Raw genomic sequence first — 15,213 nt, forward strand, 5'->3', positions numbered from 1 at the left:
CCCTCAGCGCTTGACGCCGACGGCGCCGATGATGCACCGCTGCACCGGGCCGGGTTCGGTGAGCAGGGGACCGTCCGGCCACCAGTCGAGCAGCGGTACCAGGCCGTCGGCCGAGTTCGGGCCGGACGGCACGAGTTCCAGGCCGGGGAACAGGCGCTCGATCTGCTCCCGCGACCGGAAGTGGTCGGCGTCGAGGCCGTGGGCCAGCATCGATTCCCGGATCCGCCGCACCGGAGCACCGGCCTCGCCGCCCGGGTCCCAGAAGTGGCTCAGCACCACGTAGGAACCGGCGGGCAGCGCGTCGACGTAGCGGCGCATGATGCCCGGCAGGTCGAGGTCGTCGGGCTGGTGGTGCATGGTCGCGCTCTGGTACAGGGCGATCGGCCGGGTGAAGTCGAGGTGTCCGAGGACGACCGGGTGGTCGAGGATCTCGTCCGGTTCGGTGAGGTCGCCCTCGACGTAGCGGGTCAGGTGGTGGTCGTCGAGCAGCACCCGGCCGTGCGCGGCGGCGGCCGGGTCGTTGTCGACGTAGACCACGTGCGCCGAGCCGTTGATCCGCCGCACCACCTCGTGGGTGTTCTCCGCCGTCGGCAGGCCCGCGCCGAGGTCGAGGTACTGGGTGATCCCGGCGTGTTCGGCGAGGAACCGGGTGGCCCGGATGTGCCAGGAGCGGTTGACCTTCGCGAGCTCGCTCGCTTCCGGGGCGACCGCGTTGGCGGCGGCCACCGCGGCGCGGTCGACGTCGAAGTTGTCCTTGCCGCCGAGCGCGAAGTCGTAGCACCTCGCCACGCTCGGCACGGTGACGTCCACCCGGGGCGGAATCCAGGACTGCTCGTCGGACATCGACACCTCCGGACGGGGACGGCGGTGATGATCTTACCGGAGCGGGGAGTCCGTTCGGAGCGACCGGTAGCGGACTCCGCAGGCCGGTTGCGGGGCTCGGGTGGCGACGGCGTCCCCGGTCGGAAGGGCTTCAGCCTCGGGCGGCGTAGGCCTCGATGAGGTGGGACTCCGCGTCGGCGAGGTAGCCCTCCAGGTCGGCGGCGGCCGATTCCAGCTCGCCCTCGGCGACCTTGTCGGCGATGGCGCGGTTGCGCTCCACGTAGGACTCGTAGAAGCCGCGGGTGCGTCGCGGGTCGAGTTCGCCCTTGTCGTCGGTGGACATCACGTGGAACGCCAGGCGCAGCTCCGCCAGCAGGCCGGCCATCGCGTCGTTGATGCGCGGGCTGTCGGCGAGTCCGACCAGCGCTTCGTGGAAGCGCATGTTCGCGGTGCCGACCTCGCCCCAGTCGCCGTCCTCGCCGGCCTGTTCGCCAGCGCGCACCGCGCGGGCCACGGCCTGCACCAGGTCGGGCTTGGTGGTGGCGGCGTTGCGCACGGCGCCCACTTCGATGATCCGCCGCAGCCGGTAGAGGTCGGTCACGTCGGCGCTGGTGGGTTTGCGCACCGAGACGCCCTTGTGCATCTCGTGCACCAGCAGGCGCTCGTGCCCGAGCAGCCGGAACGCTTCGCGCAGGGTGTTGCGGGAGACGCCGAGCGCGTCCTTCGCGCTGACCTCGGAGAGCTGGGTCCCGGGTGGCAGCTCGCCCTGGATGATGCGCTGCCGCAGCAGGTCGGTGACCCGCTCGACGGTGCTGGTCCGTTCGAGCAGGGACCGGTCCGCTGCCAACCGGTCGACCCACTGCGCGCTGGTCATGCCTCTCCCAAGGACTGGAGTGATCGGAAACCAAAGTGTAACCAGCCCTCCGGGATTGTGGGCGTGTCCGACAATCGGCCGATTTTCGCAGCTGGGGAGCCTGCGAGGTGCATGGGTGGATTGTTGAACGATCGAACGCCCTACAAGGGGATCGTTGATATGTCGGAACAGACTATTGAACCCTCGCTGAACGACCCCTATCGTGACGACACCGCCGAGCACGGCGGGTGCGACCACTGGGAAACCCCAGCGCACGACCACGGGTGGCGAGCCGCGTCCGAGGCTCGACCCGGAGGCCGGAAGGACACGCATGAGCGGCACCAGCACGAAGACCGGCGCCCACCGCGGCGCGCTGATCGGAGCCGTCTTCCTGATGGCCACCAGCGCCATCGGGCCCGGCTTCATCACCCAGACCACCGACTTCACCATGCGGCTCGGCGCGGCGTTCGCCTTCGTCATCGTGCTGTCCGTGCTGATCGACATCGCCGTGCAGCTCAACGTGTGGCGCATCATCGGCGTCTCCGGGATGCGCGCCCAGGACCTCGGCAACAAGGTGCTGCCCGGCCTCGGCTACGCGATGGCCGCCCTCGTCGTGTTCGGCGGGCTCGTGTTCAACGTGGCCAACGTGTCCGGCACCTCGCTCGGCCTGGACGCCATGGTCGGGCTGGACGCCAAGATCGGCGGCACCCTGTCCGCGCTGCTGGCCATCGTGATCTTCCTGAGCAAGCGCGCGGGCGTGGCGATGGACCGCATCGTGGTCGTGCTGGGCGTGCTCATGATCGGGCTCACCACCTACGTCGCCATCGTGTCCGACCCGCCGGTCGGGGAGGCGATGCGGCAGGCCGTGCTGCCCGACCAGGTCGACTTCCTCGCCGTCACCACGCTCATCGGCGGCACCGTCGGCGGCTACATCACCTACGCGGGCGCGCACCGGCTGGTCGACGCCGGCGTCACCGGGCCGGAGCGGATCGTCGAAGTCAGCCGCAGCTCGGTGCTGTCGCTGCTGGTCACCGGCGTGATGCGGGCCGTGCTGTTCCTCGCGGTGCTCGGGGTGGTCGCGGCGGGCGCCACGCTCGGCTCCGCCAACCCCACCGCGGAGGCGTTCGGCCACGCCGCCGGGGACATCGGCGTCCGGCTGTTCGGGCTGATCATGTGGGCCGCGGCGATCACCTCGGTCGTCGGTGCCGCCTACACCTCGGTGTCGTTCCTGGTGACGTTCTCGGCAGGCTTGGAGCGGGCCCGGACATGGCTGGTCGTCGGGTTCATCGCGGTGTCCACCGCCGTGTTCCTCGTGCTGGACCAGGCGCCGACGACGCTGCTGGTGATGGCGGGCGCGCTCAACGGGCTGATCCTGCCCGTCGGTTTCGGCGTGCTGCTGTGGGTGGCGGCGCGGCGCAGTGATCTGCTGGGCGGGTACCGCTACCCGCGCTGGCTGCTGGTGATCGGCGTGCTCGCCTGGCTGCTGTCGCTGTACTTCGGGGTGAACTCGCTGAGCGGCATCGCGCAGCTGTGGCAGTGACCGGCGGGGCAGGAACGGAGGGGACATGCGGATCGACCTGAACTCGGATCTCGCCGAAGGCTTCGGCCGGTGGGAGCTCGGCGATGACAGCGCACTGCTGGGCGTGGTGACCAGCGCGAACGTGGCGTGCGGCTTCCACGCGGGCGACCCCGGCGTGATCCGCCGGGCCTGCACGGAGGCGGCGGCGCGGTCGGTCGCGGTGGGCGCCCAGGTCGGCTACCGGGACCTCGCCGGATTCGGCCGCAGGTTCATCGACGTGCCGCCGCGCGAACTCACCGACGAGGTGCTGTACCAGCTGGCCGCGCTCGACGGCATCGCCCGCGTCGAGGGCACCGCGGTGACCTACGTGAAACCGCACGGCGCGCTCTACAACGCGATCGTGCGCGACGAGTCGCAGGCCGCGGCCGTGGTCGAAGCGGTGAGCTCCTACGACCCGGCGCTCGCGGTGCTCGGCCTGCCCGGCTCGACGTGGCTCGCGCAGGCGGCCGACGCGGGCCTGCGGGTGTTCCGGGAGGCGTTCGCCGACCGCGCCTACACCCCGGAGGCGACCCTGGTGTCCCGCCGCGAACCCGGCGCCGTGCTGCACGACCCGGAGCTGATCGCGCGGCGGTGCCTTCGCATCGCCCGCGGCGAGCCGATCGAGGCCGTCGACGGCACCGAGATCGCGGTGTCCGCGGAGTCGATCTGCGTGCACGGCGACAGCCCCGGAGCCGTGCGGATCGCCGAAACCGTGCGGGACCGGTTGCGGGCCGACGGCGTCGAGCTCGCCCCGTTCGCGCCGGACCGGTCGAGGTGAGCGAGGTGCGGGTGCTGCGCTGCGCCGATTCGGCGCTGCTCGTGGAGCTGGCCGACCTGCACGCGGTGCAGGCGCTGCACGGCGAGCTGCGGGAATCCACCCCGGACGGCGTGCTCGACCTGGTGCCCGCGGCCCGCACGCTGATGCTGCGGCTGGACCCGGACCGCGCGGACCCGGCGGCCGTCGAACGGGCGGTGCGCGAGGTCCGCGTCGGCGAGCGGCGCCGCGACGACGGCGGGCTGCTGCGGGTACCGGTGGTCTACGACGGCGCGGACCTCGCGGAGGTCGCGAAGCTGACGGGGCTCACCGAGCGGGAGGTCGTGCACGAGCACACCGAGCACCCGTGGACGGTCGCCTTCGGCGGGTTCGCCCCCGGCTTCGGCTACCTCACCGGTGGCTCGCCGAAGCTGGCCGTGCCGCGGCGGGGCGAGTCGCGGACTCGCGTGCCCGCGGGTGCGGTGGGGCTGGCCGGGGAGTTCAGCGGCGTCTACCCGCGGGAGTCGCCGGGCGGCTGGCAGCTCATCGGCCGCACCGACTTGGAGATCTGGCGCACCGACCGGGAGCCGCCCGCGCTGCTGCGGCCCGGTGTGCGCGTCCGGTTCGAGGAAGTCTCATGATCGAGATCGTGGAGCCCGGTCCGCTGGCGACCGTGCAGGACCTGGGCCGGACCGGGCACGCGGGCATCGGGGTCGGTGTTTCCGGCGCCGCCGATCGGGGCTCGCTGCGGCTGGCGAACCGCCTCGTCGGCAACGCGGAGGGCGCGGCGGCGATCGAGACCACGTTCGGCGGGCTGCTGCTGCGGCCCGACCGGGACGTGGCGGTGGCGGTGACCGGTGCCGATTCCCAGCTGACCGTGGACGGCAGGGCGGAACCGGTGAACACCGTGCTGCGGGTCCGCGCCGGAGCGTCGCTGCGGATCGGCGTGCCGACGCGCGGCCTGCGCGGGTACGTGGCGGTGCGCGGCGGGATCGAGGTGGAGCCGGTGCTCGGCTCCCGCGCCACCGACGTGCTCTCCGGCCTGGGGCCGCCGCGGCTCGCCGCGGGCACCCGGCTGCCGGTCGGCCCGCCGCCCGCCGATTTCCCGGTCGTCGACCAGGCTCCGGTCCGCTCCGCGCGCGACGGCGATCTGGAGCTGTCGGTCGTGCTGGGGCCGCGCGCGGACTGGTTCACCGAGCACGCCGTCAGCACGCTGCTGGGGGAGGCGTTCGTGGCCAGCGCCGACCTCAACCGGGTGGGCATGCGCCTGGACGGGCCCGAACTGCCGCGGTCGCGCACCGAGGAACTGCCCAGCGAAGGCATGGCGCTCGGCTCCTTGCAGGTCCCGCCGTCGGGGCGGCCGACGCTGTTCCTCGCCGACCACCCCGTCACCGGCGGGTACCCGGTGATCGCGGTGGTGGTCGCCGCCGACGTGGACCGGGCCGCCCAGGCCCGTCCCGGGCAGCGCGTGCGATTTCGTCAAGTGACAGCAGGACTTCCAACGAAGAGGTGAGCGGATGCAGCCCGCGACGATGACACCCGAGCAGGCCAGGGCCGCGTTCCGCGCGGGGCTCCGGACGCCGACCGCGGGCTACAGCTCGGGGTGGACGCAGGCGAACCTGCTGACGCTGCCGCGCGCGGACGCCTACGACTTCCTGCTGTTCGCGCAGCGCAACCCGCGCTCCTGCCCGGTGCTGGACGTGACCGAACCGGGCGAGACGGCGGCGTCGATCTTCGCCGGGGATCTGCGCACCGACCTGCCCGCTTACCGGATCTACCGGGACGGCGAGCTCGTCGAGGAGTGCGGCGAGGTCACCGGCCTCTGGCGGGACGACCTGGTGTCGTTCCTCATCGGCTGCAGCTTCACCTTCGAGGCCGCGCTGCTCGAAGCGGGTGTTCCGGTGCGGCACATCGAGCAGGGCGTCAACGTGCCCATGTACCGGACGAACCGCGAATGCCGCCCGGCGGGCGCGCTGGCCGGGCCGCTGGTCGTGTCGATGCGCCCGATGCCCGCCGACCAAGTGGCCACCGCGGTGCGGGTGACCTCCCGCTACCCCGCGGTGCACGGCGCACCGGTGCACATCGGGTCGCCCGCCGAACTCGGGGTGCGGGACCTGGACGCACCGGATTTCGGGGAACCGGTGCCGATCCGGCCGGGGGAGGTCCCGGTGTTCTGGGCGTGCGGGGTGACCCCGCAGGCGGCGGTCATGCGGTCCCGGCCGGCGCTCGCGATCGGGCACGCCCCCGGCCACATGGCCGTCACCGACGCGCGCGACAGCGACCACCTGGTGCCGTGACCCCCGCCCGAGGAGAGGGGCGGGGGAGCACCGGGCCGTGCAACGCGCCCGACCGCGCCGTCTGTTCCCGAGGTGCGGAGTGACCCGCCGCACCTGTGCCGATCACCTGTCGAGGCGGGCCCCGACGATCTAGGCTGGGGGAATTCGCGAACCTGGGGGTGTGCGATGGGAACTTCGTCCGACACGGACGGGCGACGACGGCTGGCGGGCCTGGGGCAGCCGGAGCAGCCCTCGATGGCGCGCGTCTTCGACTACCTGCTGGGCGGGACGAGCCACTTCGAGCTCGACCGCAGGCTCGCCGAGGACTTGAGACCGGTGCTGCCGAACATCGCCGAGCACATCCAGGTCATCCACGCGTTCCTGAGCCGCGCGGTGCGCTACCTCGCCGAACGCGGCATCGACCAGTTCCTCGACCTGGGAACGGGGCTGCCCACGGTCGGCGATGTGCACGGCACCGCGCAGCGGGTGGATCCGGCGGCGAAGATCGCCTACGTCGACGCCGACCCGTTCACGGTGCGGCTGGCCGAGGCGCAGCTGCACGGGGTGCGCGGGGTGACGGTCACCGAGGCCGACCTGTGCGAACCGGCCAGCGTGCTGACCGCGCCGGGCGTGACCGGGCTGCTGGACTTCACTCGCCCGGTCGCGGTGCTGGCGATGGCGGCGCTGCCGTTCATCACCGAGGACGACGAGCTGTCCGGTGTGGTCGCGGCGTACCGGGACGCGTGCTCGGTGGGCAGCGCGCTGGTCTGCTCGCACCTGTCGACGGTCACCGCCACGGCGGAGCAGGTTTGCAGGTTCGGCGATGTGGCGGAGCGGATCGGGCGGCGGCCGATCTGGCGCTCGCCCGACGACTTCCGCAGCGTGTTCAACGGGTACGAACTGGCCGATCCGGGGCTGTTGCGGACGGCGCTGTGGCGCCCGGAACTGGGTGAGCCGCCCGTCGGAGAGCACGAGCCGCTCGAGGTGGACACCTGTTCGGCGGTGGGAATGCTGGTGTCCCGCCCTGTTCCGACCGCATTGCGCCTCGTCTCTCGCTGAGGCGGTGCCGCTCTCCGGGGGTGGCGCCTCCGAGGTGGTGAAACTACTGGTGAGGGGCCTGTTCGTCCCGCTCGGAAATGCCGGTCGAGGAATTCGGAACAATAATTTGCGGCGCGCCGAAAAAATTGTTTGGCCGAGTGGTCGGCGCGAATTCGCGTTCTCGATTCGGGGTTGACCGCTTGATTGTTCCGGTATGGCGGGTAATCTATTCAGCAGAAGGGGAGTAGCCCTCAATTCGCGATCGACATGCTGGCGGCAATGACGCGCGCCCGGTCGCGGAGCCTCTCGATGCGCAGGCGGGCGAGACCTTCGATCCGAGACACATCGGATCGGAGGCGTGACGCGCCCTGGTCCAAGCAGGGAAGAGGTGTTCGTACCGTGTTGACCGGTTTCGCCGTGAGCTCCGCGGCGATCTTCGTGGCCGAGCTCGGTGACAAGTCCCAATTGATGGCGATGACCTTCGCCACCCGCTACCGCGCCTGGCAGGTGCTGCTGGGCATCACGCTCGCCACCACCGTCGTGCACGCCGCTTCGGTCGCCCTCGGATTCGGCATGGGCGCGCTGCTGCCCACCGAGTGGATCGGCCTGGTCGCCGGTATCGCCTTCCTCGGCTTCGCCGCGTGGACGCTGCGCGGTGACCACCTCACCGACGCGGAGAAGAGCAAGGCCGGTCGCACCGCCCGCTCGGCGGTGATCGCGGTGACGCTAGCGTTCTTCCTCGCCGAGCTCGGCGACAAGACGATGCTCGCGACGGTCACCCTCGCCTCGCAGCACCACTGGCTGGGCACCTGGATCGGGTCGACCGTCGGCATGGTGCTGGCCGACGCGCTCGCCATCGGCATCGGCCTGCTGCTGGGCAAGCACCTGCCGGAGCGCTTCATCCGCTACGGCGCCGCCGCGCTGTTCGCCGTCTTCGGTGGCTGGCTGATCGTCGAATCCGCCCTCGGCCTCCTCTGACCACACCTGACGCGACGGCCCGCTCCTCCGGTTCCCCCGCCGGACGAGCGGGCCGTTCTCGTCGCTCCCGGCTGGACGGGGTGAACGGACCGTTCGTCCGATCCGAATGGACGAACGGGCCGTTCACCCCGGACCAGCCCCGCTCACGACCGCGCCGGGCGGATGGAGTGAACGGACCGTTCGTCCAATGCGGTTGGGCGAACGGGCCGTTCACCGCTTCGCCGGATGGCGGGTTGCGGACAGGTCGGGCCCGGAAGGCAACCCGTGACGGCGATGGCGGGTTCTCGTTGTACGGGCAACGACGGTTCGGAGGTTCGCGTGACCTGGATGATCTACGGCGCTACCGGGTACACGGGGCGGCTCATCGCGGAACGCGCCCTCGACCGGGGGCAGCGACCGGTGCTCGCCGGGCGGGACCCGGCGAAGCTCGCTCGCGTCGCCACTCCGATGGGGCTGCCGTACCGCGTGTTCGACCTGCGCACCGAGACCGCCGCCGCGGCGGCGCTGGCCGACGTCGACGTGGTGGCGCACTGCGCCGGACCGTTCTCGGCGACTTCGGCGCCGATGGTGGCGGCCTGCCTGGCGTCGGGAACGCACTACGTGGACATCACGGGTGAGATCGACGTGTTCGAGTCCGCGTTCGCCCGGCACGAGGACGCCGTCGACGCCGGGGTGGTGCTGCTGCCCGGCGCGGGGTTCGACGTGGTGCCGACCGACTGCCTGGCCGCGCTGGTCGCCGCCGCCTTGCCGGGCGCCACGAACCTCGATCTGGCGTTCCAGTCCGGCGGCGGGATCAGCGGCGGCACGCTGAAGAGCGCGCTGGAAGGTGCCGCGCTCGGCGGGCGGGCTCGCATCGACGGTGCGCTGCGAGCGGTTCCGATGGGCTGGCGGCACCGGGAAGTGCCGTTCCCGTCCGGACACCACCGGGTGTCCTCGCTGCCGTGGGGAGATGTCAGCACGGCCTACCGCAGCACCGGCATTCCGAACATCACCACCTTCACCCGGCTGCCTGGGCTGCACCGCTTGGGGCCGCGGGCGACGGTGCTCGGCCGGGCGGTGCTGGGGCGGCCCGTCGCGCAGCGCCTCGGCAAGGCCGTGATCGGTTCGCTGGTCGGCGGGCCCGGAGCGGCGCAGCGGGCGCGGAGCTGGGTGGAGGTCTTCGCGGAGGCGACCGACGACACCGGCCGCTCGGTGACGGCGGCGCTGATCGGCCCCGACACCTACGAGTTCACGGTGGACGCGGTGCTGCGCGCCGTCGGCGGCCTGCTGACCGGCGGAGCCCGTCCGGGCGCGCACACCCCGTCCACCGCCTTCGGTGCCGACTTCGTCCGCCGCCTGCACGGAGTCCGCGTCGTCGAACCGGGCCCGATCAGCGGTTGAGTGAACGGCCCGTTCGCCCAATCCCCGTGGGCAAACGGGCCGTTCACTCACGACAGCCCCTGTCTCGGGGCGGTGTGGTGCCTGGGAGCGGGTGAACGGACCGTTCGTCCGATGCGGTTGGGCGAACGGGCCGTTCACTCCGACCCTGCGCGAAGCGGCATCGTCACGGCCGGGGAAGGACGCGGAGGGTGGTGCCGGGGCCGGTGGCGCTGAGGAATTCCAGGTACGGCCCGCTGCGGTCCGGGGAGTGCAGTGCCACCAGGTGCGGTTCGCGGTGCACGACGATCAGCGACGTGGTTTCGGTCCACCGCCGCGCGTCGCGCGCCGGGTCCGCGGAGTCGACCACGACCGAATGCACCGCCCCGGTGTCCACATCGGACTTCCGGGGTTCCAGCAGGCAGAGCTCGTTGCCGTCCGGGTCGGTCATGACGACCCACGGCACGTCCTCGCCCTGCCCGATGTCGGCGAAGCGCGCGCCCGCGTTGAACAGTCGCAGCAGCATGGTCCGCTCGTGGTCGTGCGACTCGCTGCGCAGGTCGAGGTGGACGCCGTTCTTCCCGGACTTCTCCTGAGCAGCACCGGTGAACAGCAGCGGAACTCCGGGACCGGCGGCTCGCACCACCGGGTCGGCGGCGCTGGTGTCGACGGCCCAGTCGAGCACCTGCGCCCACCACCGCGCCAACTGCACGGGTCGTGCGGTGGCGAATTCGACGGTGAACCCCGTACCGGTCATGAGCCCGGAGGTTAGGCCGCCGCCGAACGGGCCGCATCCGCATCCGCGCACCTCGCGCCGCGAGATCCGGAGCCGCCCTGCGGCGCCCCGGTGAACCGGACGGCTCAAGGGCGAGCGGTCAGCATCCGCGCGCCGGTCGCCTCGGTGCGTTCGTGCTCCCCGGCGACGTGCCGGGGCCCGGTGACGGTCTCGCCCAGCGAGGCGCGCAGCGCGCGGGAGATCAGCTGGCGGCGGACGGACCTGGGGGAGAGCTCCGCGAGCAGCCAACCGATCGCGGGCGGCAGCACGCGCGGCAGCCGTTCCTGCCCGCAGTGCCCGGTGCCCGGCACCAGCCACACCTCGGCCGCCGGCCGGTCGGCCAGCGCGATGGTGTCCCGCAGCGGCACGTACGGGTCGCCGGTGCCGTTGATCGCCAGCAGCGGTGAAGCCGAGGTCGAGCTCAGCAGTCCTTGCCTGCGCAGCGAGAACTCCAACGAGAACCGGTCCGCGTCGGCCCGGTCCGGCAGCGCGGGCAGGTCGAGCGCGTTGCCGATGACCCCGGCCATCCCGTTCGGCAGTCCGAGCACGTCGACCGCGGTGCCGTTCGCCCCGATGGGTCCGCCGAAGTCGACCGCGGCGTCGACCCGGCCGGTGAGCGCGAGCTTCGCCGCCCAGTGCCCGCCGAAGCTCAGGCCCAGCAACGCGGTCTTCGAGCACCGGGTCCGGTCGGCGAGCTGCCGGGCGGTCGCGGCCAGCAGCAGGTCCGAGTCCGCGGCCAGCGGGACGCGTGATTCGCCGGTTCCGGGCATGTCGACGGCGGCGACGGTGAGGCCGCTGATCAGGGAGATCAGCAGCGCCATCCGGTGCAGCTCCACCTTCCAAGTGTCGACTCCGCCGCACAGCAGCAGCAACTGGTCGCTGACCGCCCGGGGGCGGCGGTAGACGTGCGCGGTGACGCGGGTGCTGCGCTGCCGGTACGGGACGTCGAGGGCGTAGCGGCGGAAGGTGACGGGCAGGCCCGTCGAGGCGTGGCCGAAGCATTCCAGCTGGCGGGCGTAGGCCTCCCGGCGATCCGCGGTGGCCAGGCACGGGAACCGGGCGGCGCCCCAGCACGCGGCGGCGTGCGCCCAGTCCTGTTCGGACTCCGCGCGCCGGGCCTCTTCAGCCCACACCGGGACCCAGCCGGTGCGGCCGTGCCCCCACATGTCGTCGATCCGGTCGCGGACGCGGGAGATCACGCTCGGTGACACACCCCAGCTCTGGAACTGCCGGGCACGCTCGGTGAACAGTTCCGCGGGATGCACGGGAAAGGTGAACATGGCCGCCTCCGTCGACTCAGGGTCTTTTTCCGGTCTGCCAGGGAGAACCCGGTGTCCTGAGCCTGTGTTCCGATGGTCTCGCACCAGGTGAGATGGACCAAGCAACACGCCCGCACACTACCCGAATATACGTGCGGAAACGTGCGTTGATCTTGATAAAGCCCCAATTCGAGCGACAGAAAACTACTTAGAGTAGTTTCCCTGGGGTGTGACCTTTGACCGCCCCCGCCTCCCTCGTGTCGAAGGCCGTGCCTGGCGGCGAAGCCGCGCGGTGGGCGAGCGAAGCGAAGCCTGCCTTGCGGCCGAAGGCCGTGCCTGTAAAGCGCGAAGCGCTTTAGCCCACGTCGAAAAGCCGCTCACCGGCGGGTTCTCAGCGGCTTCCTCGCCAGGACGGTTTTTCCCTCGTGGCGGAGCCACTCGGGAAAAAGATCCCGCAGCGAGGAAGCCGCCGAGGTTCCGCCACCCCACCACCAGAGCAGAAGACCGGCTCAGGAATCCGAAGGATAATGCCAGTTCGATCCGGTGCCTCGGTACTGCTCCACTGGTATCGGCGAGACGTCCGGCGCCAGGTGATCGCGGCACAGCACGCCGTAGAGGTGGTCCACCTCGTGCGCCACGAGCCGCGCGACACCGCGTTCGAAGATGGTGATGCGCCGTTCCCCGGTGATGTCCTGGTGTTCCACGTGCACCACCACCGGCCGCGGCACCAGGCAGCGCACGTCGAAGAAGCTCAGGCATCCTTCGTACTGCTCGTCGCCCTGTTCGCCGGCTTCGATGATCCGCGGGTTCAGCAGCGTGATCAGGTCGTCGCTGCCGGGCGGGCGCACGATCGCCGCGGCCCGCTCGATGCCGATCTGCGGTGCGGCGATGCCCATGCCCTTGCCGAAGGTGTGCGCTTTCGAGATGCGTTGCGTCGCCGAGTGCAACTCGTTGATCACGCGCCGGGCGTCCTCGGCTTCGTCGGGCAGCGTGAACGGGCGGGCCGAACGCCGCAGCATCGGATCGCCGTCCTGCACGATGCCCAGCGCCGTCATGGTCTCGCTCGGTTTCGGCGGCCCGGACACGGCGGCGGGCGAGTCGTTGCGGAAGTGCCATTCCAGCCGGTACCGGGCGTGCAGCGGCGGATCCTCGGTCGACCACGCGTAGACCGTGCGGTCCTGTTCGTGTCGGGTCTCGATGGCGGTGTGGAACGGCATGGACTCGGCGGTCATCGAGGTGTGCAGCCCCCACACCGCCGGGTCCAGTTCCGTCGGGAAGTTCAACGTCACCGATAACCGCTGCGTGGGCAGCCGCACCGCGCGGCGGAACCAGTGCCCCCACTTGTCGTCGCTGACGGTGTAGGTGTACTCGATCCACGCGCTTTCGCCCGGGTACAGCGGAAATCGGCCGGAGTCGTTGGCGAACAGCAGCCACACCTCTTTGAAGGCGTCCCGGTCGTGCTGCACGCTCCAGCGCATCGGTTCTTCGCGCTTCTCCCCGTGCCACGCTTGGAGGTCGATCTCCTCCCAGGTCAACGGGTTGTCCCGGTAGAGCCGGTTGGAACGTTCGGGGTCGCCGGGGAAGCGGTCCACCGAGACGCGGATCAGGTAGCGGGTGATCGGCTCGGTGCCGTTGTTGACCAGATGCCGCCGCATGGTGGCGCGGTAGGAACCGTTGACGTAGAACAGTTCCGCGTGATCGTGCTCGACGACCAGCCCGCCCGCGGGTTCGATGGCCGGTGCGGCGTGCTGCGGTGGGCTGGGTTTGCGCGGCGCGGGAACCGTGTTCTGCTCCCGCCAGGCCCGGCGCAGTGATCCGCCGGCGTTGAGGGCGCTGTCGGCCGCTTGGGCGAACTCGCGCGACGCGTGCTCACCACCGCTTTCGACCTTCGACACGTACGACCGGCTGTACCCCATCCCCCGAGCCAGCGCCGATCTGGACAGGCCGCGAACGTCGCGCCACCGCCGGAATTCAGCGACGAACACGTCTTGTTCCGGTGTCGCGTCCAGGTCGGCCTTCGCCTGGCCGGTCATGGCCACCATCCCCATCGCGTCCGGCGTGCGTGTGCGTGTGCGTGAGCTCACCGTGAGCAGGCGCTCAGCCTACGCACACACCCCTTCGTCGCGGTCCCCTTGAACCGAGGTTCCCGGACGCCGACAACACGTTTCACACAGATGGCGGGTAGCTGAGCGAAAAATGTCCTCCGAAGTCTTCGCGCGCACAACAATCTCACGTCCTCCGGCCGCGTTCGCGCGGTGCGGAACCGAAGGATCTGATCACGTGAGCAGCCCCTTGGCGATTCACGGCGGCCCGCCCGTGGTGCGCTCCGCCGCCCCGCAGGTCCCCTGGCCGCCCGTCGACATCAACACCGCGGTCGCGGTCACCGCCCAGCTCTACAGCGCTGTCTCGCTGCCGGGGCGCACCGGCATCGTCGCGGAGCTGGAGAGCCGGCTCGCGGAGTTCTTCGGCGTGCGCCGAGCGGTGGTCACGTCCTCGGGCACGGCCGCGCTGCACTCGGCGTATTCCGCGCTCGGGCTCACCGACGGGGACGAGGTGATCGTGCCCGCCTACACCGCGCATCCGACCGCGACGCCGCTGTTCCACCTGCGGGCGAAACCGGTGCTGGTGGACTGCGACGAGCTCGGCAACATCGATCCGCTCCAGGTGGAGGCGGCGATCACGCCGTTCACCAAGGCCATCGTGGTCACGCACCTGTGGGGAGTGCCCGCGCGGGTGGAGGCGCTGGCCGACATCGCCGAGCGGCACGGGATTCGCCTGGTGGAGGACGGTTCGCACGCGCACGGCGCGGCGGTGGGCGGGCGCCGGGTCGGCACGTTCGGGCACATCGCCGCGTTCAGCACGGGCGGGGCGAAGCCGTTGTCGGCGGGCGAGGGCGGGTTCGTGCTCACCGATGACGACGACCTGTACTACCGGGTGCTGCTGCACAGCCAGGACGGCGGCCGGTGCCGCAGCGAGATCCCGATCGACCACCCGCTGCGGCGCTACGTCGTCACCGGTACCGGGCTCGCGCACCGGATGCATCCGCTGGCGGCGGCGCTGGCGCTGGGCCAGCTCAACGAGCTGGACCGGCGGTTGGGTGGACGTCGGCAGCTCGCCGCGCACATGATCTCGGAGCTGCGCGGGCTGCCCGGCATCAGCGTCCCGGAGGTGCCCGCGCGTTCGGCGCCCGCCTGGTACGCGCTGGCGTTGCTGCACCGGCCGGAGGACCTGGGCGGGCTGCCGGTGGACGCGCTGATCGCGGCGCTGCGCGCGGAGGGGTGCCTGGAGGTCGACCACCCGCGGGCGCCCCGCCCGCTCAACGAGCACCCGCTGTTCGACGCGCCGAACCGGCTGTTCCCGAACCTGCCGGAGGGGTGGCCGCGCTATCGCGCCGGCCAGTACCCGAGGGCGGAGCGCAGGCACCGCAACACCCTCACCATCACCGTCCCGCACGATGACCCGGATCTGGCGGAGGGCTACGTCCGAGCGTTCCGCAAGGTCATCGCCCACCACCGCGCCCTCATCGGGCCCGACCCGTGACCCG

The 15,213-nt window shown here is 71.5% G+C and carries 14 protein-coding genes; 9 read left to right on the forward strand and 5 right to left on the reverse strand.

What is annotated here, in order from left to right:
• Positions 1-3 precede the first annotated feature (3 nt).
• Positions 4-843 carry an SAM-dependent methyltransferase gene (locus OOZ19_RS16275; RefSeq protein ID WP_266090953.1) on the reverse strand — a complete coding sequence of 280 codons (840 nt, stop codon included), beginning with the start codon at positions 841-843 and terminating at the stop codon, positions 4-6.
• A 130-nt stretch (positions 844-973) separates the two neighbouring features.
• Entirely contained in the window at positions 974-1,696 is a 723-nt protein-coding gene (locus OOZ19_RS16280) for a GntR family transcriptional regulator (RefSeq protein ID WP_266090954.1), read from the reverse strand.
• A gap of 310 nt (positions 1,697-2,006) precedes the next feature.
• On the opposite strand from OOZ19_RS16280, the gene OOZ19_RS16285 reads away from it, so the two are divergent.
• From OOZ19_RS16285 to OOZ19_RS16320, 8 genes are all read left to right on the forward strand, one after another.
• Positions 2,007-3,215 carry an NRAMP family divalent metal transporter gene (locus OOZ19_RS16285; protein WP_266090955.1) on the forward strand — a complete coding sequence of 403 codons (1,209 nt, stop codon included), beginning with the start codon at positions 2,007-2,009 and terminating at the stop codon, positions 3,213-3,215.
• Positions 3,216-3,240: 25 nt separating this feature from the next.
• Positions 3,241-4,011, forward strand: coding sequence for a LamB/YcsF family protein (locus tag OOZ19_RS16290; RefSeq protein ID WP_266090956.1), 771 nt, complete (start codon positions 3,241-3,243; stop codon positions 4,009-4,011).
• A 5-nt stretch (positions 4,012-4,016) separates the two neighbouring features.
• Positions 4,017-4,628 carry a 5-oxoprolinase subunit B family protein gene (locus OOZ19_RS16295; RefSeq protein ID WP_266091002.1) on the forward strand — a complete coding sequence of 204 codons (612 nt, stop codon included), beginning with the start codon at positions 4,017-4,019 and terminating at the stop codon, positions 4,626-4,628.
• Positions 4,625-5,500 (forward strand): 5-oxoprolinase subunit C family protein, encoded by an 876-nt coding sequence (locus OOZ19_RS16300; RefSeq protein WP_266090957.1) that lies wholly within the window; start codon positions 4,625-4,627, stop codon positions 5,498-5,500. Before OOZ19_RS16295 ends, OOZ19_RS16300 begins: the two co-directional genes overlap by 4 nt.
• Before the next feature lie 4 nt (positions 5,501-5,504).
• Positions 5,505-6,284, forward strand: a complete 780-nt coding sequence (locus OOZ19_RS16305) for a putative hydro-lyase (protein ID WP_266090958.1) — start codon at positions 5,505-5,507, stop codon at positions 6,282-6,284.
• 165 nt (positions 6,285-6,449) lie between these two features.
• Positions 6,450-7,322 (forward strand): SAM-dependent methyltransferase, encoded by an 873-nt coding sequence (locus OOZ19_RS16310; RefSeq protein ID WP_266090959.1) that lies wholly within the window; start codon positions 6,450-6,452, stop codon positions 7,320-7,322.
• A 378-nt stretch (positions 7,323-7,700) separates the two neighbouring features.
• Positions 7,701-8,279: a TMEM165/GDT1 family protein gene (locus OOZ19_RS16315; RefSeq protein WP_266090960.1), complete on the forward strand. Its 579-nt coding sequence runs from the start codon at positions 7,701-7,703 to the stop codon at positions 8,277-8,279.
• Positions 8,280-8,606: 327 nt separating this feature from the next.
• Complete coding sequence (locus OOZ19_RS16320; RefSeq protein WP_266091003.1) at positions 8,607-9,659, forward strand: saccharopine dehydrogenase family protein; 1,053 nt, start codon at positions 8,607-8,609, stop codon at positions 9,657-9,659.
• Between the two features lie 163 nt (positions 9,660-9,822).
• On the opposite strand, the gene OOZ19_RS16325 is transcribed toward OOZ19_RS16320, so the two are convergent.
• From OOZ19_RS16325 to OOZ19_RS16335, 3 genes are all read right to left on the reverse strand, one after another.
• Positions 9,823-10,392: a VOC family protein gene (locus OOZ19_RS16325; RefSeq protein ID WP_266090961.1), complete on the reverse strand. Its 570-nt coding sequence runs from the start codon at positions 10,390-10,392 to the stop codon at positions 9,823-9,825.
• Positions 10,393-10,496: 104 nt separating this feature from the next.
• On the reverse strand, positions 10,497-11,690 hold the full coding sequence (locus tag OOZ19_RS16330) for an alpha/beta hydrolase (RefSeq protein WP_266090962.1): 1,194 nt from the start codon (positions 11,688-11,690) through the stop codon (positions 10,497-10,499).
• Between the two features lie 488 nt (positions 11,691-12,178).
• Complete coding sequence (locus OOZ19_RS16335; protein WP_266090963.1) at positions 12,179-13,702, reverse strand: peptide deformylase; 1,524 nt, start codon at positions 13,700-13,702, stop codon at positions 12,179-12,181.
• A gap of 247 nt (positions 13,703-13,949) precedes the next feature.
• Between OOZ19_RS16335 and OOZ19_RS16340 the strand changes: the two genes are divergently transcribed.
• Entirely contained in the window at positions 13,950-15,209 is a 1,260-nt protein-coding gene (locus tag OOZ19_RS16340; protein ID WP_266090964.1) for a DegT/DnrJ/EryC1/StrS family aminotransferase, read from the forward strand.
• Positions 15,210-15,213: the final 4 nt, after the last annotated feature.

It is taken from the genome of Saccharopolyspora sp. NFXS83, from assembly GCF_026241095.1.
Classification (GTDB): domain Bacteria; phylum Actinomycetota; class Actinomycetes; order Mycobacteriales; family Pseudonocardiaceae; genus Saccharopolyspora_C.